The sequence below is a fragment of the Coleofasciculus sp. E1-EBD-02 genome (genome assembly GCF_040218245.1).
Taxonomy (GTDB): domain Bacteria; phylum Cyanobacteriota; class Cyanobacteriia; order Cyanobacteriales; family Coleofasciculaceae; genus Coleofasciculus.
On sequence record NZ_JAVJQN010000099.1, the window covers coordinates 1 to 25,207 of the forward strand.

Below are 25,207 nucleotides of genomic sequence, written 5' to 3' on the forward strand. Positions count from 1 at the left end.
CAAAGACATCGGTTCAGGACTCAACTTCAAAAGGAAAGGATTGCGTTCCCTACTGGACAGACTTCTTAGAGGGGATAAGCTCACAATTGTTGTTGCCTGTAAAGACCGATTGTGCCGATTTGGATTCGAGCTTATACAGTATCTGGTCGAGCAAAACGGTGGAAGCATCGTGGTTCTCGACCAGACTGTATACTGTCCGCAACACCTCGGCTTCGCTCGGTGTTGATCAGAGCTTACCCAGGATTTACTCTCCATTGTCCATGTCTTCTCTTGCCGAATGCAGGACTGGAGAAAGTACGGTAAGAAAATCAAAGAAGATCCGAATCTACCTAAATCCTGAGCAGAGAAACCTGGTCAAAAGATGGATGGGAGTATCAAGGTTTGTTTTTAACAGAACTGTTGAATATTTGCAGGAACCCGATACCAAGGCTAACTGGAGAGCCATCAAGGGAGAATTGTTAAACTCCTTGCCAGAGTGGTGTTCAAGCATTCCTTATCAAATTAAGTCAATAGCTATCAAGGATGCTTGTACAGCCGTAAGAGAAGCCAAGAAGAAATATAAGAAAACGGGGCAAGTCCAAAAAGTCAAGTTTCGTTCCCGTAAAGACAGAATTCAGTCAAGTTATATTCCTAAGTCAGCCGTAACCAAATTAGGAATATACCACACAATATTGGGTAAGATACGCTACACAGAACAGTTACCCGACAATATTGGGGATTGCCGATTAGTGTTCCATCATGGTCAACACTACATCTGCATTCCCCATGACGTGCCACGAATCAAGTCCGAGAACCAAGGGCGGGTCGTGGCGCTAGACCCTGGCGTTCGGTCGTTCCTGACTCTGTTCACTGAAGATAGTTTTGGCTGGATAGGGACGGGAGATATTGGACGCATCCAACGACTCTGTTACTACCTCGATGATTTAATTTCCCGTATAACTAAAGCCAAAGCCAAACAACGTCGGAGATTAAAAAAGGCGGCTGACCGATTAAGATTGAGGATTCGCCATTTAATTGATGAGATGCATCACAAGGTTGCTCGATTCTTAGTCGATAACTTTGATATCATTTTGCTTCCGACGTTTGACGTGTCTCAAATGGTGGTTAAGTCCACAAGAAAGCTCAGGTCTAAATCAGTTAGACAAATGCTGTCCTGGGCGCATTACCGCTTTGAGATGTTTCTGAAGCACAAAGCGTTTGAGACTGGCAAAGTCGTACTTGATTGTAACGAAGCCTACACCAGCAAAACCGTAAGCTGGACAGGTGAAATTATTTCTAATCTTGGTGGGAAAAAAGTCATTGTTGGTAGCGATGGATTTCGGATGGACAGGGACATTAATGGCGCTCGTGGGATTTTCCTACGAGCTTTGGGAGATATCCCCTCTCTGAGAGCTTGTCTTTTAGAGTGCATTGTTAGCAAATGTTAGCAAAATCATATCGGAAAATAGGTAATCTTCTACCAGAGAGGGAGTAATCTTATGGCGACAGCTATACAGCGCTTCGCGCTCTTATGGAGTACAGTATTAGCCCGCTATCCCTCAAACTGCTAGATTGATGTTGTACCTCATAGCAGAGGAAAGCGCTGTATCATCCTATTCACTATGATCCAACTGAAACGGAAGGGTAAGGCGACGCGCTTCGTTGTGCTGTTCACCCTTGCCATTCTGACGAGTATCGGCTTGTGCTGGAGCAAAGCGGGGATTAGGACTATCCCTGTTTTGTCAATTATGGGTTCCCAACCCGCCAGCGCCCAATTAATACGATCGCAGGATACTTGGCGTCAAGTTTATGAACAGTTGCCCGATTTTCCCAAAGAAAACCAGTATGTCACCAATGAAACGGGCGAAGTCAATTTAGAGAGTACATTGGTAAGTCGTCTGATTCGTTATCACCTGTATGAGAAAAGACGTCTTCCTAATTATCGGTTTGATTGGAAGTTGACACTGGCTGACTATCTTGGGGCGAATGAGTATATCAATGAATCTGAGTATCCTGGTAGTAACACATTAACGGAAAATCCGATGGCAGGCGATCGCGCGGTGATAGAAAAGCTGACTCGCCAGCAGCGAGAGGATTTGATTGACGTTTTGGTTAGTATTTATAATCCCAATTATGCTGATTCCCAAATGTCAACACCCAGCCCGCAGCCGTCGCCGCCTTCTACTCCGACTCGCCCATCTAACCCAGGATTACCTCAACCTGGGGATGCTGATTTACTAAAAATCAATTTTTGACATTACCGTTTAGCACCTGTTGAGCCGTTAGCGCCAGGTTGGGGAATAGAGAAGACTGAATGCGATCGCTCTCTCTATATTCTGTCGGGTCATACCATCCTTCGACCAAAGTGAGGCGGATAACTTTAGCCTCTAGAGGGTCAACGATTCTGTATTATTTGAGTAGTTGATGGGATGGGAATACCTATTTCTTCACGAATTGCTAAAGAGTGCTGATGGTATTCTTTTGCCCTTTGGTACTCTCCCAGGGAATCGTAAGCATTGCCCAAACCCATCAGAGAACTAGCTATCCCACTGCGATCATCAATTTCCTTGGCAATAGTCAGAGATTGCTGATGGTATTCAATTGCCCGTTGGTACTCCCCTTGGGAATTGTACACATTACCCAATTTATTTAGAGCATGAGCTATCCCACTGTGAGCGCCAATTTCCAGTGCAATCGTTAGAGACTGCTGATAGTAATCGATTGCCTTTTGGTATTCTTCCATGGAAACGTAAACATTGCCCAAATTATCTAGGGAGTTCCCTTCCCGATAGCGATCGCCAATTTCCAGTGCAATCGTTAGAGACTGCTGAAGGTAATCGATTGCCTTTTTGTACTCTCCCATGGAAGCGTAAACATTGCCCAAATTACCTAGGGAATTTCCTGAGCCTATGCGATCGCTAATTTTCCTTGCAATTGCCAGAGACTGTTGATAGTAATCGATTGCTTTTTGGTACTCTCCTAGGAAATCGTAAACCCTGCCCAAATTATTTAGAGAAGTTTTATAATAGGTGATCGCACGTTCTAAATTATCTGTTATGTCTCCCTGAATTCCGTCAGTGTAGGCATTACGAAAATTATTTTTAGCCATTGCCCAATCTCTGGAAAATTCTTCAATGGTAAGGACTTGCAAAGCAGCTTGAAAGGATGCGATGGCTAATTCTATATTTTTTGCCCTTTCTCCCCGGATGCGGTCAAGGTAGGCATTGCCCAGATTATTTTGCGTCATTGCCCAATCGATGGGAAAGGCTTTACGGGTGTAGACTTCTAGGGCAGCTTGATAGGATGCGATCGCACTTTCTATATTCTCTGCCTTTTCTCCCTCAGTTCTGTCACTGTAGACATTACCCAGATTGTTTTGAATTCCTGCCCACTCGCGAGGAAAAGCCTCACGGGTGTAGACTTGTAGGGCGGTTTGATAATAGGCGATCGCACGTTCTAAATTATCTGTTCTGTCTCCCTGAATTCTGTCAGTGTAGGCATTACCCAAATTATTTTGAGTCATTGCCCAATCTCTGGGAAATTCTTCAATGGTAAGGACTTGCAAAGCAGCTTGATAGGATGCGATCGCACGTTCTAAATTATCTGTTCTGTCTCCCCGAATTCTGTCACTGTAGGCATTACCCAGATTATTTTGAGTCATTGCCCAATTCCTGGGAAACGCCGCACGGGTGTAGACTTCTAAAGCAGCTTGATAAGAGGCGATCGCACGTTCTAAATTATCTGCCCTTTCTCCTTGAATTCTGTCACCGTAGGCAGTACCCAGGTTATTTTGAATTACTGCCCATTGGTTGGGAAACGCTGCACGGGTGTAGACTTCCAACGCCGCTTGAAAATGGGCGATCATACGTTCTAAATTATCTGCCTTTTCTCCCCGAAGTCTGTATAAGTAGGCATGACCCAAATTATTTTGAATCATTGCCCTATCCCTAAGAAATGCCTCACGAGTGTAGACTTCTAAGGCAGCTTGATAAGAGGCGATCGCTACTTCGAGATTCTCTGCCCTATCCCCACGAATTCTATTCATATAGGCATTTGCCAGATTATTTTGAGTCCTTGCCCAATCTCTGGGAAACCCTTCAATAGTAAAGACTTGCAGCGATGCTTGAAAATAGGCGATCGCCGTTTCTAGATTATCTGCCTTTTCTCCCTGGATTCTGTATAAGTAGGCATGACCCAAATTATTTTGAATCATTGCCCAATCTCTGGGAAACGCCTCACGGGTGTAGCCTTGCAAGGCTGCTTCATAAGAGGCAATCTCATTTTCTAAATTATTTATCCATTTTTCAATATATGTTTTTCTGCTATGATTTTGCAATTCTTCTTTGTCAGATTGAGTTATTTTTTTTACCTTCTCTTTTTGTTTAACACCAATATAATCAACTATATTTTTTCGAGTAACTATAGTAGTAATCTTTATATCATTCAGACATAGAACCTTGAGTGGAAAACCCCAACCATTAACTAGCGTTACCTTAATTTCCCCTTCCATTTCCTCCTGCGTCGCCGTCAGCAAAAACTGAGCCGCACCATAACTTCCTCCAAATCGGTGCAACACCACTGCTGGTTCTCCCACAGGTTTACTACTAAATAAAGGCGAAGTCTCTAACATACAATAAATAGGATATTCCTCATCCTCATAAAGCCACTCACTATCCCCAGACGGTTGTAAGTCAATTGTCATCAAGTACGTTTTACCCACCTGCGCCTCACGCGGGTAGCTAATCACTGGCTGAATCGATAGGGGTAGCTGTTGAGTGTCAGACACCATTCTGTCCTCCTGGAGGGGTAAGTCGGAGTACGGTCATGGGATTACCGTAGTAGACATACATAAAAGTATAAATAAAAGATTCCCACTGTTCCTTAGTTGGCTGATCAGGGAAATTTTTAATCATTTTAAACCGTAATTCTCGCAGCAACGCCGCTACTGATAGATTAGGCGATCGCAAAGATGCTTCAATCAGTTCACGGGCAAACTTAGCCGCATAAGCGTCACCCACAGCACCTAACGTACCAATCACACCTCGCGCCCCTTTTGCCAAAAAAAGCTCAATAAAACCTACGCAATAGCCACGAGGAATAAAGGTATGCGCTTCTTGGCGACCTGAATGACAAGCGTTAATAAAGACAATACTGCGAGAACCTTTGAACAGATTGAGCGAACACTGGCGTAAAGCCAGTAGTTTTAACTGTTGCTCTTTCTTATCGCGTGAACCAATAGCAATTTCATGTAGCTTTTGACTAAAAGTGCCGTGTGAAGAGATGTAGACAAGACCACAACTGGAATCATTCTGTTGCAAATGGGTCTGGAACTCTTTGATCTTATGCGTACTGCTACGGTATATAACTGCCTGTAATTTTTCCAAAATACTCAATTCTGATCCCACAGCATTGAGTTCTGTATCGAGTACATAGGCTATCGCACTACCACGGCATTCATCTCCATGAAAATTCAATACTAAATCCTCATCATCGTCATTTATAACTCTTCGCCAACGTACTGTTGTAATCATAGCTCCCAGATATTGATGCGGTAGCTTGTAGGGCGATAGTTCTACCATCTCCCAAGGAATTTCAAAGTCCGTGTGATCGGCGATCACCAAGCATAACTGCTCACTAAACTTTTGCCTCAATCCCTTCAACCAACTGCGAATCTCCCGATTCACATGGGAAAAAAGGCTTATCGTATTCCGAATATCTTCAGGAAAAACCTCTTCTCTAACTAAATTACCTAAAGACAAATCAGGCGGTTTATTTGGTTTGGTTGGCGGTAGTTCAGTCACCGCATTACCACCCCACACCGAATATTCATCTTCCCCATTCGAGTAGACGTGCAAAATAGCCACCTCTGGCGGTAGCTTCATTGTCATGTAAAGTTTGTTGGGTGGGAAAAGTTTTTCGTCAGTTTCTGTTTCTACATCCTCTGGTAAAGCGGGTGTGGTTGGTGTTGGCGCTGCTGCTTGTGTAGCTTCAAAGGGTAGCTGTTTGGTTCGCCCCAAACTTGTGGGTGAAGTGATTGCCCGTTGGGTGAGTGAACGCTTAAACTTATCAACCATCATTCCACCTCCATTTCCTGCAAAGGTGGAATCGAAACCACGGCGGCTCCCATAACATTTGCGAGTTCTAACGGCAAATCCTGATACTGTTTCGGCTGGGGATTGAGCAGAACTACTTTCACATTATCCAATCCCCGAATCCGTTCAGCAACCTGTAACGCATCTTCTACCCCTTTTCGTCCCACAGGTGGCGTAATCTCACCCAAACGACTGGCGGTGAGTGGCACATTCCCGCGCCCATCACTAATCACCACCAGCACCGCCTGCTGCACGGTACTGCGTCCATGTTGTAAAGCATGGCGTAACGTCTGCAAGGCTAAATCTAAACCATGAGCCAGAGGCGTCGCCTTTCCCCATCCTGCCTCAATTCCGGCACTAATGCGAGGAACTAAAATACTCTGCGCCATTATCTTCTGTGCGCGTAACTCATGGTGGGCATTCTCGGCTCCCACCTGAATCAAGCAAACACTCGCCCGTTCTACATACGCCCAACTCAGGTAGGGTAATAATTCATCCTGCCATTGGCAATCCCGTAAACAAGTGTGGTCAAGGAGTAACATGAGCATTTGCTCAGCTACAGGCGCTCGGCGGTAACTATGTAAATCTGTGGGTGATACGATTAACCCCTGATGACCATTCCCGGTAGACTGGTGGCGAATCCGCTGAAACTTTGCCGCTTCCAGTAATGTCCTCACCAAGGCTAAATCCTGTAACGTCTTTGCCTTCTCTACGCCAATAATTGCCCCATACGCCTTAGCCCTTGACCGGAAACGACGACTCGGTAACTGGAGTGAAGCGGCTTCCCGTTCAACTGGAGCCTCATCTTCTGGGTAAGGATTGACAGGAGCGGTATTAAAGAGTAAGCGTGTGGGCGGTAAGGGTTCGGCTTCATCCGACTCATACACCGATTCCCTCACTGTTGCAGGTTCAGACGGGTTTGAGTCAGAGGGTGTTGTGGTTGATTTGTCTTCCCCAGTTTCAGGCTGATCAAATTGTGGTGTGACAGGTTCAGCACTTTCCGTTGATACGTCTTCAGTCTTTTGAGGAATCGGTTTTAACCCCATCAGGTGAGCCGCTGCATCAACATCTTTTGCCCTCATTTCGGCTACACCCTCTAACCGTGCATTCGCCAGAGCGAGTCGCCCTAAAGCAATCTCCCGACGCGGACTAAACATTTCCAGGATTGACGTGTAATCCAGTATCCGGGCGGTGGCTTCGGCTGTAATCGTGGGATGCAGGCGGAGCGAGTTTTGCAGAGGTTGGCGCAGCCGCTCCAAACTAAAATCCGGCTCCCCTGTCCACCCCTCTCGTTCTCCCCTAACAGGGGAGAGGAGTAAGGAAGAGTTTTTATTGGTGGAGGGGCTGGGGGAGAGGTCAATCCATTCCAGAATCTCCGCCACTCTATCCCTCGTCTTTTCCACCTGTCCACTCAGCCGCAGGGCAAAACGGTCTAGCAAATGAGGCGAAACCATGCCCACTTGATCACTAGCACACCCTGCCAACCAACAGAGATTCGGTTGCCAAAATTCCTGCTGTCCGTGACGTTCCAGATGTGCCACATCTGCCCCCATCAGCGTTACACAAGCCCGTGCGCTTGCTAAACTCAACTTGGTCAAGTCCGGAATAATCACCAACCGCAGTTCTGACTGATTCTGTCCGGCGGTTAATAAACCCGGTTTCCAGTCAAAAGACTGTTCCCCCGAATCCCCCGATAATCCCAAACGTCCCCACAAGTCATCCTCCGCTTCCCACGTCGCCAACGTCACCGAGATAACCGGATGTCCCGTGACAATCGCCACCATCTGAGTCAGGATTTCAGCCGTCAGCCCTAAGACTTCAGGAGTCGTATCAAACAGCAGAATACTCCGCAGCCCTGGACTAATCGCCGCACAAGCGAGCGATCGCGTGAAGGAGTCCGTTAACGTAAGTTGATAGGATGGGGCAGAATCAGTCACCGCTCAAAATCTCTTGCACAAGCTGATTATCTGGCTCACGCCACGGCATTTGGTTACTTTGGAGGACTTCGGGACGACGATGTTGGAGTGCCAGCCGTGCCACTGTTGCTACATGATCAATCGTCACTTGTTTTTCACCCTTTAACGCCGCATAAGCACGAGCCGCCAATGCAATCATATAGTCCCCCCGATTCCCTTCTGCCCGAAAACCCGCCGCTAACCGCACACAGTTTTTAGCAACATCCACGGGAACTTCCACCTGATAAAAAGTCTGCCGTGCTTTCTCCAGTATCTTCCGGCGTTCTTGGTCTTTTTCCAGGGCATTATTAATATAGGTGGAGGATTCACCCGCTTTAATCTGAGATACCGCCTGATCAAATTCCAAAACAGTCTGCAAAATCTCAGTCCGTTTCGCTTCCTCTGTTTCAGCCGTGACACTAACCATCAACCCAAAACGGTCAATTAATTGGGGGCGCAATCCTCCTTCTTCGGGGTTCATCGTGCCAACTAAGGTAAACGAAACAGGCTTTTGCTGACTTTGCCCTTCTCGCTGCACCACCAGCACCCCAGTTGAAGTGACATCCAGAATAATATTGACAATATGGTCATCGAGCAAATTGACCTCATCAATATAAAGTAGTCCCCCATTCGCGTCTTCCAACAATCCAGCCTGGGGAACAGGCTTACTCTTCATCAACTCATCAATTTTCCAACCGCCCACCACTCGGTCTTCTGTGGCGTTAATTGGCAAAGTAACCGGGAGACACCCATACATCATTTGAGCAAACGCCCGGACTGCGGTAGATTTTCCCGTCCCGCGATGTCCACTCAGCAACACCCCACCAATGCGAGGGGCAATATACGCCAGTTCCAGCGCCAATTTAATCTGATGCTGACCGACAATCAGCGTGTAGGGCAATATCTGAATGGCTGATTTCTCAATCACGACGGTTTTTGGGGCGTTTCCTTCAATGTCCATTTCATTGTCACCTGCATCTGGGCTTCTCCGCCAAATTTCGTCAGTACCGCCCCCACTTCAGAATTCAATTTTATCGCCAGTTGTACTTCAAATTCATTGGGTTTGACCGCATCGCGCATTTGGTTGACACTGCGAACGACCTGTAAAGCGCATTTACGAGATAAAGCCAGACCATCTCCAAAAACGTTGTCTACAGCCTTTAGGGACTTTCTAGCAAGGCTTTCTCGTGTATCCTGATAGGGGCTTTCATCGTCAAGAGTGTCAGGGATTTCATCAACTTCAATGTAGATGTCAACTTGCTCCCCATCAACCTCACTCGTGCTTTTGATAATCGGCATGGTTATTATTTATTAGATTATAATCTCTTATATTTTGTAGCAAATTTTTGTTATTTTTAGCAATTTCATGCCTAAATTTAAGGAATTATATCGCCTTTTTTGTGTGAAATAATTAGAAAACGGTGCGTTACGCTACCCTACCCTACCCTACTCTTCGGGAACGCTGCGCGAACGGGAACGCTGCGCGAACGTTAACGCACCCTACCGTGACACAGCTAAATTTGTGGATTAGATTTGACCATTGAATCGGGCGCAAGTCTTTGCGCCCCTACGGTTTTGCGGCTAATGCTTAATTCATCAAATAAGGTGGGTCACGCCACTACCGTGACACAGCTAAAATGGTGGAAAAAATATTTTAAATCGGGCGCAAGCCTTGCGCCCCTACCGTTTCTTTTGCGTAATTCTAATCCATCCAATTAGGTGTGCCAAGTCATGACACCCTTTTTTGTTGGTTAATGCAAAAAGTGACGCATACCTGTAAGCACCATCACCAAACCCAATTCATTCGCCGCCTGAATCGAATCCTTATCGCGTAAACTTCCCCCAGGTTGTACGATCGCGTTTATTCCAGCATCAGCCGCCGTCCGTACTGAGTCATCAAAGGGGAAGAATCCATCACTGGCGAGAATACCCCCTTTCGCTTTTTCCCCAGCTTGTTCTAAGGCAATTTTCACCGCACCCACGCGATTCATTTGACCCGCACCAATTCCCAACGTGGTGCGATCGCCTGTGACGACAATGGCATTAGATTTAACGTGTTTACACACCTTCCAGGCAAATAATAATTCCTCTAATTGATCAGGTGTCGGTTGCTTTTCAGTCACAATTTGCCAGTCGTCGGGGCTATCTACCGCATCATCTGAGGCTTGTACCAGCAACCCGCCAGCAATAACCTTTACAGTTTGCTTGGGACCTTTTTGCAACTCAGGTAGCAGTAAAACTCTTAACTTCGATTTTTTCGCCAGAATCTCTTTGGCGTCGGGTTCGCACTCTGGCGCGACGACACATTCTAAGAAGGTTTGGGTTAACGCCCCGGCTGTCGATAGGTCAATCGGATGGTTCAAGGCGACAATACCGCCAAAGGCAGAAACGGGATCAGCATGTAAGGCTTTTTCGTAAGCTTCAAACAGCGTACCTGCCAACGCCACACCACAGGGATTGGTATGCTTAAGCACAGCAGCGGCGGGTAAATCCGTAAATTCAGTAATAATCCGCCGTGCGGCTTCTAAATCCACCAGGTTATTGTAACTGAGTTCTTTTCCTTGTACTTTAGTTGCAGCCGTCCAGCCTGTGGGAGTGGTTCCAGTTTGATACCAGGTTGCTGATTGATGAGGATTTTCCCCATAACGTAGGGATTGCAGTTGCTTTCCAGAGAGGACAAAATCCTGGGGAAGGGATGGGGCTTCCTGGGCTGCGTCGAGGGGTTCCTGGGTTCCGCCGAGGTAGGAAACGATCGCGCGATCGTAATCGCCTGTATGAGAAAATGCCTGTGTTGCACAAGATTGGCGGAATTCTAGAGACGGGTGATGCTCATGCTGGCGTAATTGTTCTAGATAGGTGTCATACTGACTGGGGTTACACAAAACGGTTAGATGGGCGTAATTCTTCGCTGACGCCCGTAGCATCGCCGGTCCACCAATATCGATATTCTCGATCGCCTCTGATAATGTCACATCGGGTTTCGCGATCGTCTCCTCAAAGGGATACAAGTTCACCACCACCAAATCAATGGGTAGAATCTGATGGGCTACCATTTGTTCCACATCCTCCGCCACATCGCGCCGTCCCAGAATACCACCATGAATCCGGGGATGCAGGGTTTTCACTCTACCCCCTAAAATTTCAGGAAATTCTGTATAATCAGATACTTTAGTTACAGGCAAGTCCGCCTCTTGCAGGGCTTTGGCGGTTCCCCCACTACTCATTAAGGCAAAGTCAAATTCTGTAACTAACTGACGGGCAAACTCAACCAGTCCAGTTTTATCCGATACACTCAGCAGGGCTAAACGTGCCATAACTCTTCTCAATCACAATCTTCTTTAGGATATCTGGGATTTGAGATGTTTCGTCATTGGTCATTGGTCATTGGTCATTGGTCATTGGTCATTGGTCATTGGTCATTGGTCATTGGTCATTGGTCATTGGTCATTGGTCATTGGTCATTGGTCATTGGTCATTGGTCATTGGTCATTCGTCATTCGTCATTTGTCATTCGTCATTTGCTCCCCCAGCTCCCCCAGCTCCCTCTGCTCCCCCAGCTCCCCCAGCTCCCTCTGCTCCCCCAGCTCCCCCAGCTCCCCCAGCTCCCCCAGCTCCCTCTGCTCACCCAGCTCCCCCAGCTCCCCCAGCTCCCCCAGCTCCCTCTGCTCCCCCAGCTCCCCCAGCTCCCCCAGCTCCCCCAGCTCCCCCAGCTCCCCCATCTTCCCCATCTTCCCCATCCCCCATCAAAAATCCCGTCCTCGCCAATTAGGGGGACGGGATTATTTTTGGGAAACTCAAAATTACGATGAAGCAATAGCGAGTTTTCCGGCTACAACTAATCCTTATAAGTCGGATTTTTGGATAGCTTGTGGTGGCAATTCTGTTGGGAGGATGTCACCAAATAACAATACCAACAATTTCTCTCCTCAATCTATATCCACCAGTCGGTTTAAGGCATCGGATGGAAAAGAAGATCCGGGAAAAAGCGGTTAAACTCAATCAAAATTCCGGCGGTAATGGTTAGCCAAACAGCAATTAACACCGGGGCTAAGGACAGATACTTGAGAAAATACTGCATCACACTTCTCCTGAACGTAATAGGTAAGGTAAGTCAATCAATTTGCCAATCTCTAGATTAGCGAGGGGATACGGGAACCTCATCCGCCTTGGCATATAATTTGCCAGAGAGGGCTTCTTGCACGGCGGCTAGGGGCCAAGCAAAACCAAAGAGCATTTTATTAATTGCCAAAGGCAGGTCGATGATAATTTCTTTTTCTTCGGGATTCTTTTCGCTTTGAATCGCTTGTAAATAGGCGCGACCAACCCAACCAATCCAGCCAGCCATGTACAAAAAGAGAATGCTAGGAATGAGAAAGTCGCCAGCTCGACTGAAGCGACCATCCGCAATCAAGTGGGGCAGTCCGTCATCACCGCAGAGGGCTTCGGAATAACGCTCAAAGCGTTTTTGCCCGGAATTGGGGTCATCGGTGGTTGCACGGGCGTTCTGCGCCCGTTGCTGAAACGCGGGTGATTCACTACAGGGTGTGAGTTGGTCAAAATCAGCCAAGGCTGGGGTGACAAAGCTAAACCAGAGGGTCACGGCGAAAAGTAGAGCCAACAATCGTCGCATAGAATTGTTTCCTTTTGTTACGAAATCAAAAGTTTTATGTACAAAACACAGAAACGATTTGTACACTCCAGCAATATTACTCTGAGAGGTTGAACCGAGTAAAGTTTATTTAATTAAAATGTAAATTGATTGTTTCAGGTGATGGGCGGATGGCTTGTGTTTTAGCCATAGAAACCAGTTGTGACGAAACCGCCGTGGCGGTGGTGCAGGATCGCATCTGTTGTAGTAATGTCGTGGCATCTCAGATTCCGGTGCATCAGCCTTATGGGGGGATTGTGCCGGAAGTGGCGTCGCGATCGCATCTGGAAATGATTAATAGGGCGATCGCGCAAGCCTTAACCGAAGCGAATCTGGGTTGGGAGGCGATTGATGGCATCGCGGCGACTTGTGCGCCCGGTTTGGTGGGTTCCCTGTTGATGGGGTTAACGGCGGCGAAAACCCTGGCGATGGTTCATGATAAGCCGTTTCTGGGAGTGCATCACTTAGAAGGGCATATTTATGCCACCTATCTGATTGAACCCGAACTCGAACCGCCGTTTTTATGTTTGCTGGTGTCTGGGGGTCATACCAGTTTAATTTATGTTAAGGATTGTGGCGTCTATGAAATGCTGGGTTCAACTCGTGATGATGCCGCAGGTGAGGCTTTTGATAAAGTAGCCCGATTGTTACACCTGGGTTATCCTGGAGGTCCGGCGATTGATCGGTTAGCCAAGGAAGGAAATCCTCACGCTTTTAAGTTACCGGAAGGAAGGGTATCTCGTCCCAGTGGCGGGTATCATCCTTATGATTCCAGTTTTAGTGGCTTGAAGACGGCTGTCTTACGGTTAGTGCAACAATTAGAACAAAAAGGGGATGAATTACCCGTTCCGGATATTGCGGCGTCGTTCCAGGAAACCGTGGCGCGATCGCTCACCAAACGGGCGGTGAATTGTGCGATCGATTATGGGTTAACCACAATTGCTGTCGGGGGTGGCGTGGCGGCAAATAGTGGCTTGAGACAGCACCTACAAGCGGCGGCGTCATCTCACAATTTGCGCGTTCTTTTCCCACCGATTAAATATTGTACCGATAACGCCGCCATGATTGGTTGTGCGGCGGCGGATCATCTGAATCGGGGACATACCTCTCCTTTAACCATTGGTGTGCAGTCACGGCTACCGATTACCAAGGTGATGGAATTGTATCCACAGTCAACAGGCGATTAGGACAAAGGAAGGTGCTGAAACCTTGACCAGTCAATGTTTCCGTTATTTTGTTCTGGGGGGAACTTCAGTTTAACTAACTGCGAAACCGTCGTACTGGCGAAGGAAAGGTGAATGGTAGGCTAGGACAATATCTGTTTTAGGAATGCCGGATTCAATAAGTTCATTAGCTACGCCGACTTCTGTACCATCATACTGAATCCAAAGTTTCTCTCCTTTAATATCAATATGAATCAGGGCGCCGTATACACGTTTTTTTTGAAGCCATCCAGTGCGTAAAACTTGATAATGATCTCGATCTTGATCGAACAAAACATCCATCTCGATTTCACCATAGGCAGGTTTGATTTGGCTATGGGCAATTAGGATGTCTTGAACAATCTGTCGATATTGGCTCACTTTATCCATTGCACAATCTTCGACTTTCTGTTCTTCAGTTATATTAAGAGTTGACGGATTTGATCTGCCAGGGTTTGGCTAGCGCTATCCGCTGTTACCAATTCGATTTGTTCAGCACTGCTAGCACCTAATCCTAGTTCTACGGCTCGTTGAATTTGCTCTAACTGCCAAATTGAACCACTAGAAACGGCGTCAGTTGTGCCAAGCGATCGCAAGATGGCAATGGCGACAGCATCAACCGCCACGCGATCGGTTCCCGCTAGCATTACCTCAGCTTTTACCTTCTTCCCAGAGGCGGGTCCACCATTGACAAAAGCGTCTACCCCATCTAATAGAATCAGCGCGGGTTTGTAGGCTTGGTTAATTTCAGCAATCATGACTCGTTGGTGAGGGGAAGAATGTAAATCCTGCATATAATTAAACGAATCCCCCGGCACATATTTGGCAACCATTCCCACGGAATTCTTCAGCGACAGGGTAAAATGACCGCCAAAACGATGAGTTTTCAAGCAACAGGTATTAATAATCGCCCCAGCATCTAAAATCGGACGAGCAAAGGCAAAGCCTTTTTGCCAGTGGGTTCCCTCGGCGGCAATATACTGCCATTGATCGGCATCCATCTCATCAAAAACAATCGTTTCCAAGCCATAGCGATCTGCCAATTGAAACACCTGTTTTTGTTCCATAGCTTGACGAGTATCTGCCATCCCAGAGCGATCGCCTATCGTAATTCCTTGGCTTCCAGCAGTCTGTAACTCTTGCACCAGCGCCTCTAGGAGTTGCTTATCTGTTGCGGCTGGGGCGGGATCTCCGGTGTTATAGTTGGGCTTAAGGAATATAGTGCGATCGGAAAGTCCTTCAGGTTGTAACAAATCCAGTGCTTTCTGAGTTCCTGCTACTCGGTCATCAGTACGCACCAGAACCACTTTACTCACATTACCGGATGGAGACTGAGCGATGGGGGCGGGTGTGGTGGTGGGAACGGTTGCATCAACGGCTGCATCAGGTGTTGACGAGGTGGAATTCCCGGTTTTGCAAGCTGAAGGTAGAATTGAGGTTCCCGCAGCGAGTGCGGCTAAACGCAGAACACGGCGTCGTTTGTATTTGCGAGTGGAGTGATTGGGTTGCATGGTGGCTTAAGTTTAAAAACAACAGTTCTGAATTAAATTGGCTCAGAGCTAAAACCTGTTGATATCTTGTACCATTTTAAATCAGTCCGCACATTCGCCAAGAACTCAAGTTCTTGGCTAACAGCTTAAGTCCACTAAAGTGGACTGAAACTTGTGTATCAGGTCTACCTAAACTATTATTAGTATCGTCTATTTTGCCATTTTTATACTTTACTTATTTCATCGATTTTTTACCCTCTGCTTTGCCTTCGCCACAATGTAATTATTCAACCGTACATGATATTTTACAGTCGTCTTTAGACGACTTTCGCTTTTAGTCTTGGGTTTTAATCCAAGGCAATTGGTGCGATCCTATACCCAATTTAAATGCGTGATAGCTTACCAGATTTGGCTTGCAGGATCAGTTTCAAAATGGTCTTGTACGAAATAGTTTCATTGTAATACTCGCATAATGATTTCCACAGGTTTGGATGTGGATTTGCCTGTGGGTGTTTAATCTGGACTTGCCGAAATGCAGCCAGCAAACTCAGATTTTCTTCTTCTTTTAAGGTAGCTACAGCAAATAAACTGGAACGACTGATTCCTGCACCACAGACAATTAGCACAGTTTTACTCTTGGCTTTTTCCTGGCGAACAAACTCAACACCTGCTTTTAGCTGTTCAAAAGCCAGCGGTTGACCATCTTCAATGGGAATATAATGGGATATAATGTTAGGCTGTTGTACCTCTTCAGCTAGGTGTAACATTGCACCAATTTGGTGATGCTGGAGCAAGTCATAATCTAGACTTTCTCTATAGTTGCCTATGTATAACCACGGTCTAATACAATACATTTTTTCTTTTAATTTAAACGATAGGTCTATTTTAATCTACCTATTGTAGATGTACAACATTGCCCATTGGCATCAATTTAAGTCATAAACCCCTCACCCCCAGCCCCTCTCCCACTCAGGGGAGAGGGGAGCAAGAAAGGTGTTACAGCAGATTGCAGGTAAATGAATTATACCTACATAGTGATACTAATTGATTAGGGAAAAATACTATAACTCACGAACTTACAACGAGGCTGTATATTTCAAATATAGCCAGCTACATCTTTTATCATTAATCGTTCCGGTTCCCCTTCTCCTGTGCAACAAAAGCGAAGCATCCTCTGTCCTCCCCCGTGCAAAAAACGCGAAGCATCCTCTGTCCTCCCCCCTCTTGTAGGGGGGAACGAGGGGGGTGAGAGAAGGGGTTAGGGGATGAGGGTGAAATACTTGCCAGCATTAGTTCTCACCTTAAATGAACACGGATGGACATTGTCGTGCCCTGACAGGTAGCGCCGTTGCCGCAAATTTACGTAAATTCTCAATCTAATGGTACGAAAAATCAGATCACAAATCGGGTTCAATACCTGCGGCTCGCAATTGTTCGGCTAATCGCTCTGCTTTTTTACGTTCCTGTTCGAGTTGTTCTTCTGCAACAATCGCCCGGTTTTGAGCAGCTTGTAACTGTCGCTGTACCTCTAGATAATCAGCAAACAGTTGACCGTCAGGGCGGTAAATCACTAATGTTTCTTCAGTGAGTTCAAAGCGAATTCCCAACCGAGGGGAAACCCAACCATTCATCTGCTCAATGACATCGAGCCACGATTCTGAGCGACTCCATCCCATTAAGCGGTTTTTATGGGGATCGTAGAGATAGTATTCTTCGACTCCATAGCGATCGTAAAATAACAACTTCCGGTTCATTTCCTTTCGCCTGTTTCCTGGAGAAAGAATTTCAAACACAACCTGGGGCGCAATATCATTTTCTTGCCACTGCTGATAAGATCCTCTATATCCTTTCGGTACGCCAAACACGACCATCACATCTGGAGCTTGGCGTAATTTGTTATTCCCTTCCTCTGGATACCAAAGTAAGTCTCCCGCCACAAAAACAGTATTATCTGAGGCAAATAGCCAAGCCAAGTTATAATAAATGACGGTAATCCAGCGGAATTGAATTGTATTATCTGCCATCGGTTTTCCGTCACTATCGGGATAAATGATTTCGTGATCGGTTTGGTATACCAGTTGTGTTGTCATAGTTGCTGTTAAATCAACTGTACTACTGTTTCTTTGATGGTTATTTTTCCATTATATTTTGTCTTACCTTCACCCCAATCTTAAAAAACCGACCCTTATTAGCTGGGGATGAGAAAGTTGTTCCCAAATGTGCCATCAGATTCGGGTAATTGAGTATGGTCAGGTAGGGTTTTGGTAAAGGTTGGTGGGTTAGCTGTGGAAGTCATCGGAACCTGGGGATAACAGCTCTAACTGTATCTTAGTCTTAATAGCTGAGTTTCTCACTAGAATATTGAACCTAGAAGCGATCCTAATCCAAGTCCTAACCAAGATGTTCCTAGTAAAATTAGAAAGGTGTGAAACTTGCTGAAGGATTCTCGTAACTTCTCCCTAGCCCAATCCCCAGCCCCAGCCATAGTCACAGTCATAGTCACAGCCCCAGCCAAACCCACATCCACACCCCCAACCGCCACACCCACACCCACAGCCCCAACCCAAGCCACAGCCCAAGCCGCAGCCCCAGCCACACCCCCAACCGCCACAGCCCCAGCCACAGTCACAGCCACAGCCGCAGCCGCAGCCCCAGCCATAGCCATAATCCAAGGTTCAGGCTCAACCTCAGCCTCAACCATAACCAAGAAAAAGCCTATCACTAGGTAGTATCCTGCTATTACCGTCAGCCTAACCCACGGAATAGTTTTGGCTTTTCGAGTGTTTGCTGTTCTAAAAGGTTGCCTAGAAGTCTGATTAGCTGAAGGATGAAAAAACTCTTGCTCGTGAACTGGAGGCGGAGTTAAAACTGTTGGAATTTCCAGCAACTTCAACCAAGCCGGCATTGACTGGGGACGCTTTTTTGGTTCTAATTCCATCCCTTTGAGAATTGCCCGATTCACCTGCTTACTAATCCCTGGAACAATTCGCCGAGGTTCAATCAAGGGTTCCTTATAAAGCTTGCGATCCAAACCCTTAGTAGGACGTTGACCTGTCAGTGTATAATACAGCGTTGCCGCTAAACAATAAACATCGACATTTGGCTCCCGACTTCCCCGGTGTACCTGCTCATAAGGCGCAAATCCCTCATTACCAACTGCTCCTGTTGAAGTGTATGTCGAGGGAACCAATTCCTTAGCAATACCAAAATCAATTAAAACCGCTTTGCCATTTTGCCGTAATATAATATTTCCTGGATGAGCATCTCGATGAGTCAATCCGGCTTGATGCACTACAGTTAAAGCTTCCCCAATTTGGCGAATATATCTCACCGCTTCCGCTTCAGGTATCGCTCCCCTGCGCCTGACTAACTCAAACAAATTTTCCCCCTCGACAAAATTCATCACCAAGCAGGAAATTATCCCTTCTTGAAACAAGTCATGCACTCCGACAATAGAGGGATGCGGATCTCTGGATAGTCGGGCTAATATCTGTGCTTCTTCTATAAATCGAGCCACATACTTGTGATAATCTGGCTCGTATTGAAGATACTCATTAGGCGTTTTAATGACAACATAATGATTGAGGGATACGTGCCGCGCCTTATAAGTGATTCCGAAACCACCTTGTCCCAGAACTTCTTGAATCACATATTTACCGCCTTGTAATTGTTGCCCTGTTGCCCAAACCATAGCTATTTTGAAATAATTCTAGAATTGTCTATGGCGAAATCGTCGATGATGGAGTAGGAGACGTGGGTGACTGAGGCTTTAATCGATCCATCCAGTCTGACAAGGGTCCAAAGAATGCCACAATTACACCTAGCATCGTTACAATCAACCCCGCGATCGCAAGTTTTTGCTCTAAGGTTAATCCTCTCTTCGCAGGCGGTGGTGTGGGTGCAGGGGGAGAGGCTTCACTGATCAACCCCAGAGAATCTAACCATTCTCGCATCGACTGGGGGCGCTGCTTCGGTTCTAACCCCATACCCTGGAGAATCAGCCGATTTGTGCGATCGCTAATCTGATCGTTATACTTTTTTGGTGGTTCTAACTGCTCACGGTCTAGCTTACGCTTAATCGCACTCACAGGTTTGTGTCCGGTTAACAGTTCATACAATGTCGCCGCTAAGGAATAAACATCTGTATATTCTCCCGGTTTCTCAGCCAGTCGGGAATACAGTTCCATTGGCGCAAACCCGTCTGAGGCTTCTTTTGTCCGTACTGAAGTTACCTCGCAGTCAAACTCCAGCGCTAAATCAAAATCAATTAAAACAGCTTCCGCTTTTCCATCACGAACATGGACAATAATATTGCCCGGTTTCACATCCCGATGAATCAAACCATCCCGATGCACCTCAATCAGCGCCTCACCAATTTGCTGAATATAATTGAGGGCTTCGGCTTCTGGGAGCATTTTCTGGGCGCGGTAGGCTAAACTCACCCCATCCACATAATCCATGACAATGCACCACCGTTTCCCCTGTTTAAAAAGTTCTCGGACTTTGACAATATGAGGATGATTACAACCTCTGAGTTTTACCGCTTCCTGACAAAACTTAGTTTCTAGTCGATTTTGTTCTTGTGGGGTGAGGGAATTGAGGAGTGCATCATTTAAGGTTTTGATTACCCAGCGACAATCGTCTCCATCCTTTACCAGATAGGTAATCCCCAAACGCCCTTGTCCCAGTTGTCTCTCTAAGATGTACTTACCGTTATAAAGCGCATCCCCTGTCGCCCAAACCATGGTGTGCCATTCTCAAAACTTAGGTTAATTTTGACACAGTATATCGGAGACTGTAGGGGCGCACCGACGTGCAACTTAAGCTCAATCCCTCACCCACGCCAGCCCTCACCCCCAGCCCCTCTCCATCCCCCCTAACCCCCCTTTGAAAGGGGGGAATTGGGAGAGGGGAGCAAGAGGGGAGCAAGAGGGGAGCAAGAGAATCCGGTTCCCCTTCTCCCGTGCAACAAAAGCGAAGCATCCTCTGTCCTCCCCCCTCTTGTCGTGTGAGCATCTTGCTCACAATCTAAAACACCACTGAAACCCGAAAACATAAAGGTGTCGAGAACGATTAAAGGTTCAGTGCAAGATTTCAGTCAGCTATTCAGTGATATTAGAAATGATTACGATTTGCTTGATTCTACTCCTCTAAAATCTCAACCAAATCCTCAATCATCACATCAAACGTGCGAGCTAACTTATAGAGGGCAGTATAATCGACCATTGACATTCCAGGACGACGGGCATAACTTCTCACCGTACTGTAAATTACACCAGAACGGTCGGACACTTCCTTCAACGTCCATCCCTTCTCTTGTGCAAGTTCTCGAATCTTTAGCCTAACTAACCCCATCCTTGACAAATGATGCAGTTGCATCGTTTAATGAGAGAACCTGAAAAAGCGATCGCTCTTTCTGTCTCGCAAACTTAAGAGCGATCGCACCAATGCCCCATTAAATGGGAAGTATCTTCTATGTTATCAACACATACCACAAAAACGCCCACCTTTGAAGCATCAAAACTAAATTACAAATCCTCCACCCGTCACCCCCTGGCACGATTTGTCACTGTAGAGACAGTTTCCTTGCTGTTTAACCGCTCTCCCGACGAGATTTATCGCATCGAATGCTGGCAAAATATTGTTTATGTTCACGGTAAAGGGTTGAGCCGATTCGTCAGCTACGCAGACTTTCCACCCATCCTGGAAGCCGAACCTCCCACCCCTCAAGATATGGTGCGTTGGCGCAAGCGCTGGAAATCTCCAATTGCCCCAGAATTTTGGACAACATTCTATAGATATCAGTTCAACCGAGCAACGAGTGAATCGCAGTTGCTAGCGTGGGGACAATTCGTTGGCATTGTCAAAGGGTTGCTATCAACAGCCGCCTTGCAACACCTGCGCCAAGTCTACCAGCTAGAACAATATTGGTGGCGTCACTTTTGACGGCTGAATCTGGCTCAACTTAAGGAGAACAAAACTATGATAGATCAACGTGCGATCGCGTCAACCTTAACCCTTCCCCCCCTGGAAAATGGCGATAAACTCACCCGCATTGAATTTGAGCGCCGCTACCATGCTATGCCCCAGGTAAAAAAAGCGGAATTAATCGAAGGAATCGTTTATATGGCATCACCGTTACGCCTCAGAAAACATGGAGAACCCCATGCTCGAAGCATGACATGGTTGGGTAATTACTGGGCAGCAACTCCCGGAGTCGGATTAGCAGACAATACAACGGTACGCCTGGATACTGATAACGAACCCCAACCCGATGCGTTATTAAGAATTGAGAGAGGAGGACAATCCTACATCAGCGATGACGATTATGTCGAAGGTGCGCCAGAATTGATTGTAGAAATTGCCGCCAGTACCGCCTCCATCGATTTACATGACAAACTTAATGTTTACCGCCGTAATCAGGTACAAGAGTATTTAGTGTGGCGAGTGTACGATCAGCAATTCGATTGGTTTAGGTTACAAGAGGGTGACTATATCCAGCTAGAACCCAATGAAAATGGTATTATTTGTAGTGAAATCTTTCCTGGCTTGTGGTTAAAACAATCTGCCTTACTCGCTGGAGATTTAGCCAAGGTATTGGAGATTGTCCAACAAGGCATAGCCACAACAGAACATCAGATGTTTGTTAAGTCCTTATCGAGGGAGTAATCATGGGACGAAAAGCGAAACTAAAACAACTTCGACGCCAAAGCCAAGCACAAAAACAGTCGTCAACGTCAACACAACCGGACGACTTTGAGTCAACCCAATTCGTGCAACAACTTCAAGGTGAAGGCTATAAGCTTGATCAAGCGCAGCATTCTCCAGACGTGCCATTGCCAAAGCCGTTAAAAAAACCCAATCCCCAGTTATAACTATTTACAGCCAAACTGTAGGGTGCGTTAGCAAAGCGTAACGCACCAATCAATCCTTAACATAGCCGTACCAAGACTATTTACAGCCAAACTGTAGGGTGCGTTAGCAAAGCGTAACGCACCAATCAATACTTAACATAGTAGTACCAAGACAGGTTAAAATCTCAAGAGGACTTACAGAGGAAGCTGTGCTGTTTCCAACCAATCAAAAATTCGGTCTAATTGCTCTAATGAAATGAGTCCATATTGCCACAACGTCATTGGTAATAAATTAGGACTCTCTTCCTGATGGCGTAAGGCTAAAGAAATAGCTGACGATGGAATCGCCAAATCCTCTCGTAAAAAGTGAATAAACTTGTCAAGTGCTGCGGATTTCATGGTTCTGGGTATGGGATACTGGAGATGGTTAGTAGTAAGGTACACTTAACGGGGATCAAAAAACCTCACCCATTAGAGTTATTCTAGTGCCGCATGATAGTACCGTAGTATGGGCATTACTCACTAACCTTAAGTCAGTACCATTGCCTTAACTTCCATACAACCGTTCACCCGTTCCCGGCAGAAGTGTCAGCATTCTCGGATTAATACGCTCTCCCACAGTGACTTCAATATCACCATCCCATTCCTCAATCGAGAGAACCTGATTATTGGCTCCTTCATAATCAAAATAGCGACAACGTTCTGCTGTGCGGTGCAACGTTGTTCCTGTGCGCGTCATGTCCGCCACACCAGATTCTACACAGCGATAGATGTTACCGTCAAAGGTTAGCTGCTTAGGCGGTTCTCCACTCATCTCTAACTGCTGCGTTGGCTCTAACAATGCCACTTCTACTCGGTCATCTTCATCTACAGAAAGCCAACAAATACGCTCTCCATCTTGCAGTAAATACTCGTACCAAGCATAGTCGCCAACATTGTAAGTCAGTTTTCCCTCCACTACCCAATCTGTCCCCATGTACTGGACAATATCACCAACTTCCAGAGTAAAAACGGTACGTTCTTCTAGGGGTAAACGCCCACGTTCACCTAGTCCTGATAACTGTCCCCGTTGCTGAAGGACTAGCAAAACAACAGCCGTAGCAATAATTACAATAATTCCAATCCAAACAAATACCATTAGCTAACTTATGACTGACTACTTATGGAGAAGGGCGGGTTTTGTTGAACAGTTATTTCATCAATAGCTGACTGTAGTTCCTAAACCCGCCCCTACACGACAAAGGGCAGGTTTTGTTGAACCGTTATCGGTTAGCTAGGGCGGGTTTTGTGGAACAGTTATTTCACCAATAGCTGACTGTAGTTCCTAAACCCGCCCCTACAATTGTGGCTGAACCCGCCCCTACAATTGACTAATGATTAATAGGCTGTCCAACGAGGGTCAGATTGATACCGCACAATCACGGGATGAGAGAGGCGATTTACCTCCACATTGCCTAATTGGACATCCCCAGGCAACTCAAATAAATGATGCAAAATCGGCTCAGTCAGATAGCGCGTTGACACCGATAAGGTCAGCCTATCTGCTTGAATCGATTGCCGCGACGCCAAGACAAAACCCCAAGGTCCGAAGCTGGGAACGTTCGCCACATAAGGATGAGTTGATAATCCCACATCCGATAGGGTTGCCACAATACAGCTTAGAACATCTGGGGCAAAAAAAGGACTCGAGGCTTGGGTGACAAAAACGCCATTCTCTGCCAGTCGCGGTAACAAACGCTGGTAAAACCCTTCTGCATACAGCTTGGCAAGCACTTCTCGGTCAGGGTCAGGAAAATCGGCGATAATTACATCAAAGGTGTCATTTAAGGCGGGTGCTGTAACAAAAGCATCGGCGTTAATCACCTGAACACGCGAATCAGTTAATGCTCCCCCATTTAACCGCACCAACTGAGGATGAGACTGGGCTAACTTGACTACTTCGGCATCTAACTCAATCAGCACCACTTGTTCCACGTCTTGCCACTTCAGCACTTCCCGCACCGCCATCCCATCTCCTGCACCCATGACTAGCACATGACGCCTGTTCTGACTGGCACTCATCGCCGGATGTACCAAGGCTTCATGGTAGCGGTATTCATCCAGGGTAGATAGTTGCAAATCCCCATCCAAGAACAATCGCAAATCTTGTCCCCGGCGCGTCAAGACAATCCGTTGATAGGGGGATTGAATCCGGGTAATCACAGGAGCTTGATACAAGGTATTTTCCAGCCGATTACTGATGGGAATTGCGGCGGGTGCGGATAATGTCAGAATAACGCCTAAACTTAAGCCCAGATATCCCCAACGGCGCAGCCGAGGAAACTGCTGTCCAATAGCAAACACCATAAAGGCGGGTAATGCGCCCAGCACAAAAGCGGCGGGAAATAAGCCAATTAACGGTAATAGCAATACGGGAAACAGCAACGAACCCAACAACGCCCCGACATAATCCAGCGCCAAAACCCCAGCCAGCGCCTCCCGCACGCCCTCCTCCAATTCCAGCACTCGCGTCAGTAGGGGAACTTCTAAACCCGCTAAAATGCCCAGTAATATAGTGACCAGGAATAATCCCAACCAGAGGAAACCATTGACGACAAATAGGGCAAATAGTCCTAAGGGTAATAATGCCGTCAGGGGAGCCATTAGCAGTTCAACTTGAAGAAATGCCACCAGAAGTTGGCGTTGTTGGAGCCAAGGAGGGGACTTTGGCGCGATAAATTGACTTAAGTAAGAGCCAATTCCCATGGCTGCCAAAAAGCCGCCGATAGCTACTCCAAAAGACAGCGCTTGATTGCCCACTAAATAGCTAGCCAGGGTTCCTAGCAACAGTTCAACCGCCAGCCCACAGCTAGAGGAAACCGCCGCCGCCGCCAAAAGTAGCCGACGTTGCAGCCGATTTAATGATGAAACCGGGGGTTGAGTGACGGGTTCAACATTGGAGTTGTCTGTTGAGACTCCCTGATGTGCCATGAATTTTTAGTTATGAG

At 46.6% G+C, this 25,207-nt stretch carries 26 protein-coding genes and 1 pseudogene; 7 read left to right on the plus strand and 20 right to left on the minus strand.

The window, feature by feature from the left end; translation table 11 throughout:
- The 3 genes from RIC07_RS16085 to RIC07_RS16095 form a co-directional block, all read left to right on the plus strand.
- Positions 1-226: recombinase family protein (locus RIC07_RS16085; RefSeq protein ID WP_446395417.1), on the plus strand; the 226-nt coding region annotated here is incomplete at its 5' end.
- Between the two features lie 34 nt (positions 227-260).
- The gene (locus RIC07_RS16090; RefSeq protein WP_446395418.1) at positions 261-1,427 is read left to right on the plus strand and encodes an RNA-guided endonuclease InsQ/TnpB family protein; all 1,167 of its coding nucleotides are present in this window, start codon (positions 261-263) and stop codon (positions 1,425-1,427) included.
- Between the two features lie 174 nt (positions 1,428-1,601).
- Positions 1,602-2,234, plus strand: a complete 633-nt coding sequence (locus tag RIC07_RS16095) for a hypothetical protein (RefSeq protein WP_446395419.1) — start codon at positions 1,602-1,604, stop codon at positions 2,232-2,234.
- A gap of 140 nt (positions 2,235-2,374) precedes the next feature.
- On the opposite strand, the gene RIC07_RS16100 is transcribed toward RIC07_RS16095, so the two are convergent.
- From RIC07_RS16100 to RIC07_RS16140, 9 genes are all read right to left on the minus strand, one after another.
- Entirely contained in the window at positions 2,375-4,768 is a 2,394-nt protein-coding gene (locus tag RIC07_RS16100) for a tetratricopeptide repeat protein (RefSeq protein WP_446395420.1), read from the minus strand.
- Positions 4,758-6,053, minus strand: coding sequence for a CHAT domain-containing protein (locus RIC07_RS16105; RefSeq protein WP_446395421.1), 1,296 nt, complete (start codon positions 6,051-6,053; stop codon positions 4,758-4,760). The genes RIC07_RS16100 and RIC07_RS16105 overlap by 11 nt, the downstream gene beginning before the upstream one ends.
- Complete coding sequence (locus RIC07_RS16110) at positions 6,053-8,008, minus strand: hypothetical protein (RefSeq protein ID WP_446395422.1); 1,956 nt, start codon at positions 8,006-8,008, stop codon at positions 6,053-6,055. The genes RIC07_RS16105 and RIC07_RS16110 overlap by 1 nt, the downstream gene beginning before the upstream one ends.
- On the minus strand, positions 8,001-8,987 hold the full coding sequence (locus RIC07_RS16115; protein WP_446395423.1) for an AAA family ATPase: 987 nt from the start codon (positions 8,985-8,987) through the stop codon (positions 8,001-8,003). The genes RIC07_RS16110 and RIC07_RS16115 overlap by 8 nt, the downstream gene beginning before the upstream one ends.
- Positions 8,951-9,325: a CU044_2847 family protein gene (locus RIC07_RS16120; RefSeq protein WP_446395424.1), complete on the minus strand. Its 375-nt coding sequence runs from the start codon at positions 9,323-9,325 to the stop codon at positions 8,951-8,953. The genes RIC07_RS16115 and RIC07_RS16120 overlap by 37 nt, the downstream gene beginning before the upstream one ends.
- A 452-nt stretch (positions 9,326-9,777) precedes the next feature.
- Entirely contained in the window at positions 9,778-11,340 is a 1,563-nt protein-coding gene (gene purH, locus RIC07_RS16125) for a bifunctional phosphoribosylaminoimidazolecarboxamide formyltransferase/IMP cyclohydrolase (protein WP_446395425.1), read from the minus strand.
- 307 nt (positions 11,341-11,647) lie between these two features.
- The gene (locus RIC07_RS16130) at positions 11,648-11,770 is read right to left on the minus strand and encodes a hypothetical protein (protein ID WP_446395426.1); all 123 of its coding nucleotides are present in this window, start codon (positions 11,768-11,770) and stop codon (positions 11,648-11,650) included.
- A 205-nt stretch (positions 11,771-11,975) separates the two neighbouring features.
- Positions 11,976-12,104 carry a photosystem I reaction center subunit IX gene (gene psaJ / locus RIC07_RS16135; protein WP_006099310.1) on the minus strand — a complete coding sequence of 43 codons (129 nt, stop codon included), beginning with the start codon at positions 12,102-12,104 and terminating at the stop codon, positions 11,976-11,978.
- A gap of 57 nt (positions 12,105-12,161) precedes the next feature.
- Positions 12,162-12,656, minus strand: a complete 495-nt coding sequence (locus tag RIC07_RS16140; RefSeq protein WP_446395427.1) for a Photosystem I reaction center subunit III — start codon at positions 12,654-12,656, stop codon at positions 12,162-12,164.
- A 149-nt stretch (positions 12,657-12,805) separates the two neighbouring features.
- Here RIC07_RS16140 and tsaD point away from each other — a divergent pair, with 149 nt between their 5' ends.
- Positions 12,806-13,861, plus strand: a complete 1,056-nt coding sequence (gene tsaD / locus RIC07_RS16145; protein WP_446395448.1) for a tRNA (adenosine(37)-N6)-threonylcarbamoyltransferase complex transferase subunit TsaD — start codon at positions 12,806-12,808, stop codon at positions 13,859-13,861.
- A gap of 69 nt (positions 13,862-13,930) precedes the next feature.
- On the opposite strand, the gene RIC07_RS16150 is transcribed toward tsaD, so the two are convergent.
- From RIC07_RS16150 to RIC07_RS16185, 8 genes and pseudogenes are all read right to left on the minus strand, one after another.
- A complete protein-coding gene (locus RIC07_RS16150; protein ID WP_446395428.1) occupies positions 13,931-14,266 on the minus strand; it encodes an element excision factor XisI family protein in 336 nt (111 codons plus the stop codon).
- A gap of 29 nt (positions 14,267-14,295) precedes the next feature.
- Positions 14,296-15,387 (minus strand): DUF362 domain-containing protein, encoded by a 1,092-nt coding sequence (locus RIC07_RS16155; protein WP_446395429.1) that lies wholly within the window; start codon positions 15,385-15,387, stop codon positions 14,296-14,298.
- Between the two features lie 362 nt (positions 15,388-15,749).
- A complete protein-coding gene (locus RIC07_RS16160) occupies positions 15,750-16,220 on the minus strand; it encodes a dual specificity protein phosphatase family protein (protein ID WP_446395430.1) in 471 nt (156 codons plus the stop codon).
- 543 nt (positions 16,221-16,763) lie between these two features.
- Entirely contained in the window at positions 16,764-17,456 is a 693-nt protein-coding gene (locus RIC07_RS16165) for a Uma2 family endonuclease (RefSeq protein WP_446395431.1), read from the minus strand.
- Positions 17,457-17,569: 113 nt separating this feature from the next.
- Positions 17,570-17,662, minus strand: a pseudogene (locus tag RIC07_RS16170) (Uma2 family endonuclease); the annotation flags it as partial.
- Between the two features lie 57 nt (positions 17,663-17,719).
- On the minus strand, positions 17,720-19,057 hold the full coding sequence (locus tag RIC07_RS16175; RefSeq protein WP_446395432.1) for a serine/threonine protein kinase: 1,338 nt from the start codon (positions 19,055-19,057) through the stop codon (positions 17,720-17,722).
- A gap of 28 nt (positions 19,058-19,085) precedes the next feature.
- A complete protein-coding gene (locus RIC07_RS16180; RefSeq protein ID WP_446395433.1) occupies positions 19,086-20,111 on the minus strand; it encodes a serine/threonine protein kinase in 1,026 nt (341 codons plus the stop codon).
- 397 nt (positions 20,112-20,508) lie between these two features.
- The gene (locus RIC07_RS16185) at positions 20,509-20,721 is read right to left on the minus strand and encodes a helix-turn-helix domain-containing protein (RefSeq protein WP_446340786.1); all 213 of its coding nucleotides are present in this window, start codon (positions 20,719-20,721) and stop codon (positions 20,509-20,511) included.
- A gap of 120 nt (positions 20,722-20,841) precedes the next feature.
- On the opposite strand from RIC07_RS16185, the gene RIC07_RS16190 reads away from it, so the two are divergent.
- The 3 genes from RIC07_RS16190 to RIC07_RS16200 are packed head-to-tail and all read left to right on the plus strand — an operon-like array spanning position 20,842 to position 22,241.
- Entirely contained in the window at positions 20,842-21,312 is a 471-nt protein-coding gene (locus tag RIC07_RS16190; RefSeq protein ID WP_446383426.1) for a hypothetical protein, read from the plus strand.
- 36 nt (positions 21,313-21,348) lie between these two features.
- Positions 21,349-22,035, plus strand: a complete 687-nt coding sequence (locus RIC07_RS16195) for a Uma2 family endonuclease (RefSeq protein ID WP_446395434.1) — start codon at positions 21,349-21,351, stop codon at positions 22,033-22,035.
- A 2-nt stretch (positions 22,036-22,037) separates the two neighbouring features.
- Positions 22,038-22,241 carry a hypothetical protein gene (locus RIC07_RS16200; protein WP_446395435.1) on the plus strand — a complete coding sequence of 68 codons (204 nt, stop codon included), beginning with the start codon at positions 22,038-22,040 and terminating at the stop codon, positions 22,239-22,241.
- Between the two features lie 174 nt (positions 22,242-22,415).
- Here RIC07_RS16200 and RIC07_RS16205 read toward each other — a convergent pair whose 3' ends face one another.
- The 3 genes from RIC07_RS16205 to RIC07_RS16215 all read right to left on the minus strand — a co-directional run bounded on the left by RIC07_RS16205 (position 22,416) and on the right by RIC07_RS16215 (position 25,190).
- The gene (locus RIC07_RS16205; protein ID WP_446395436.1) at positions 22,416-22,619 is read right to left on the minus strand and encodes a DUF2949 domain-containing protein; all 204 of its coding nucleotides are present in this window, start codon (positions 22,617-22,619) and stop codon (positions 22,416-22,418) included.
- A 148-nt stretch (positions 22,620-22,767) separates the two neighbouring features.
- Positions 22,768-23,358, minus strand: coding sequence for a DUF4178 domain-containing protein (locus RIC07_RS16210; RefSeq protein ID WP_446395437.1), 591 nt, complete (start codon positions 23,356-23,358; stop codon positions 22,768-22,770).
- Between the two features lie 239 nt (positions 23,359-23,597).
- Positions 23,598-25,190, minus strand: a complete 1,593-nt coding sequence (locus RIC07_RS16215; RefSeq protein ID WP_446395438.1) for a polyamine aminopropyltransferase — start codon at positions 25,188-25,190, stop codon at positions 23,598-23,600.
- Positions 25,191-25,207: the final 17 nt, after the last annotated feature.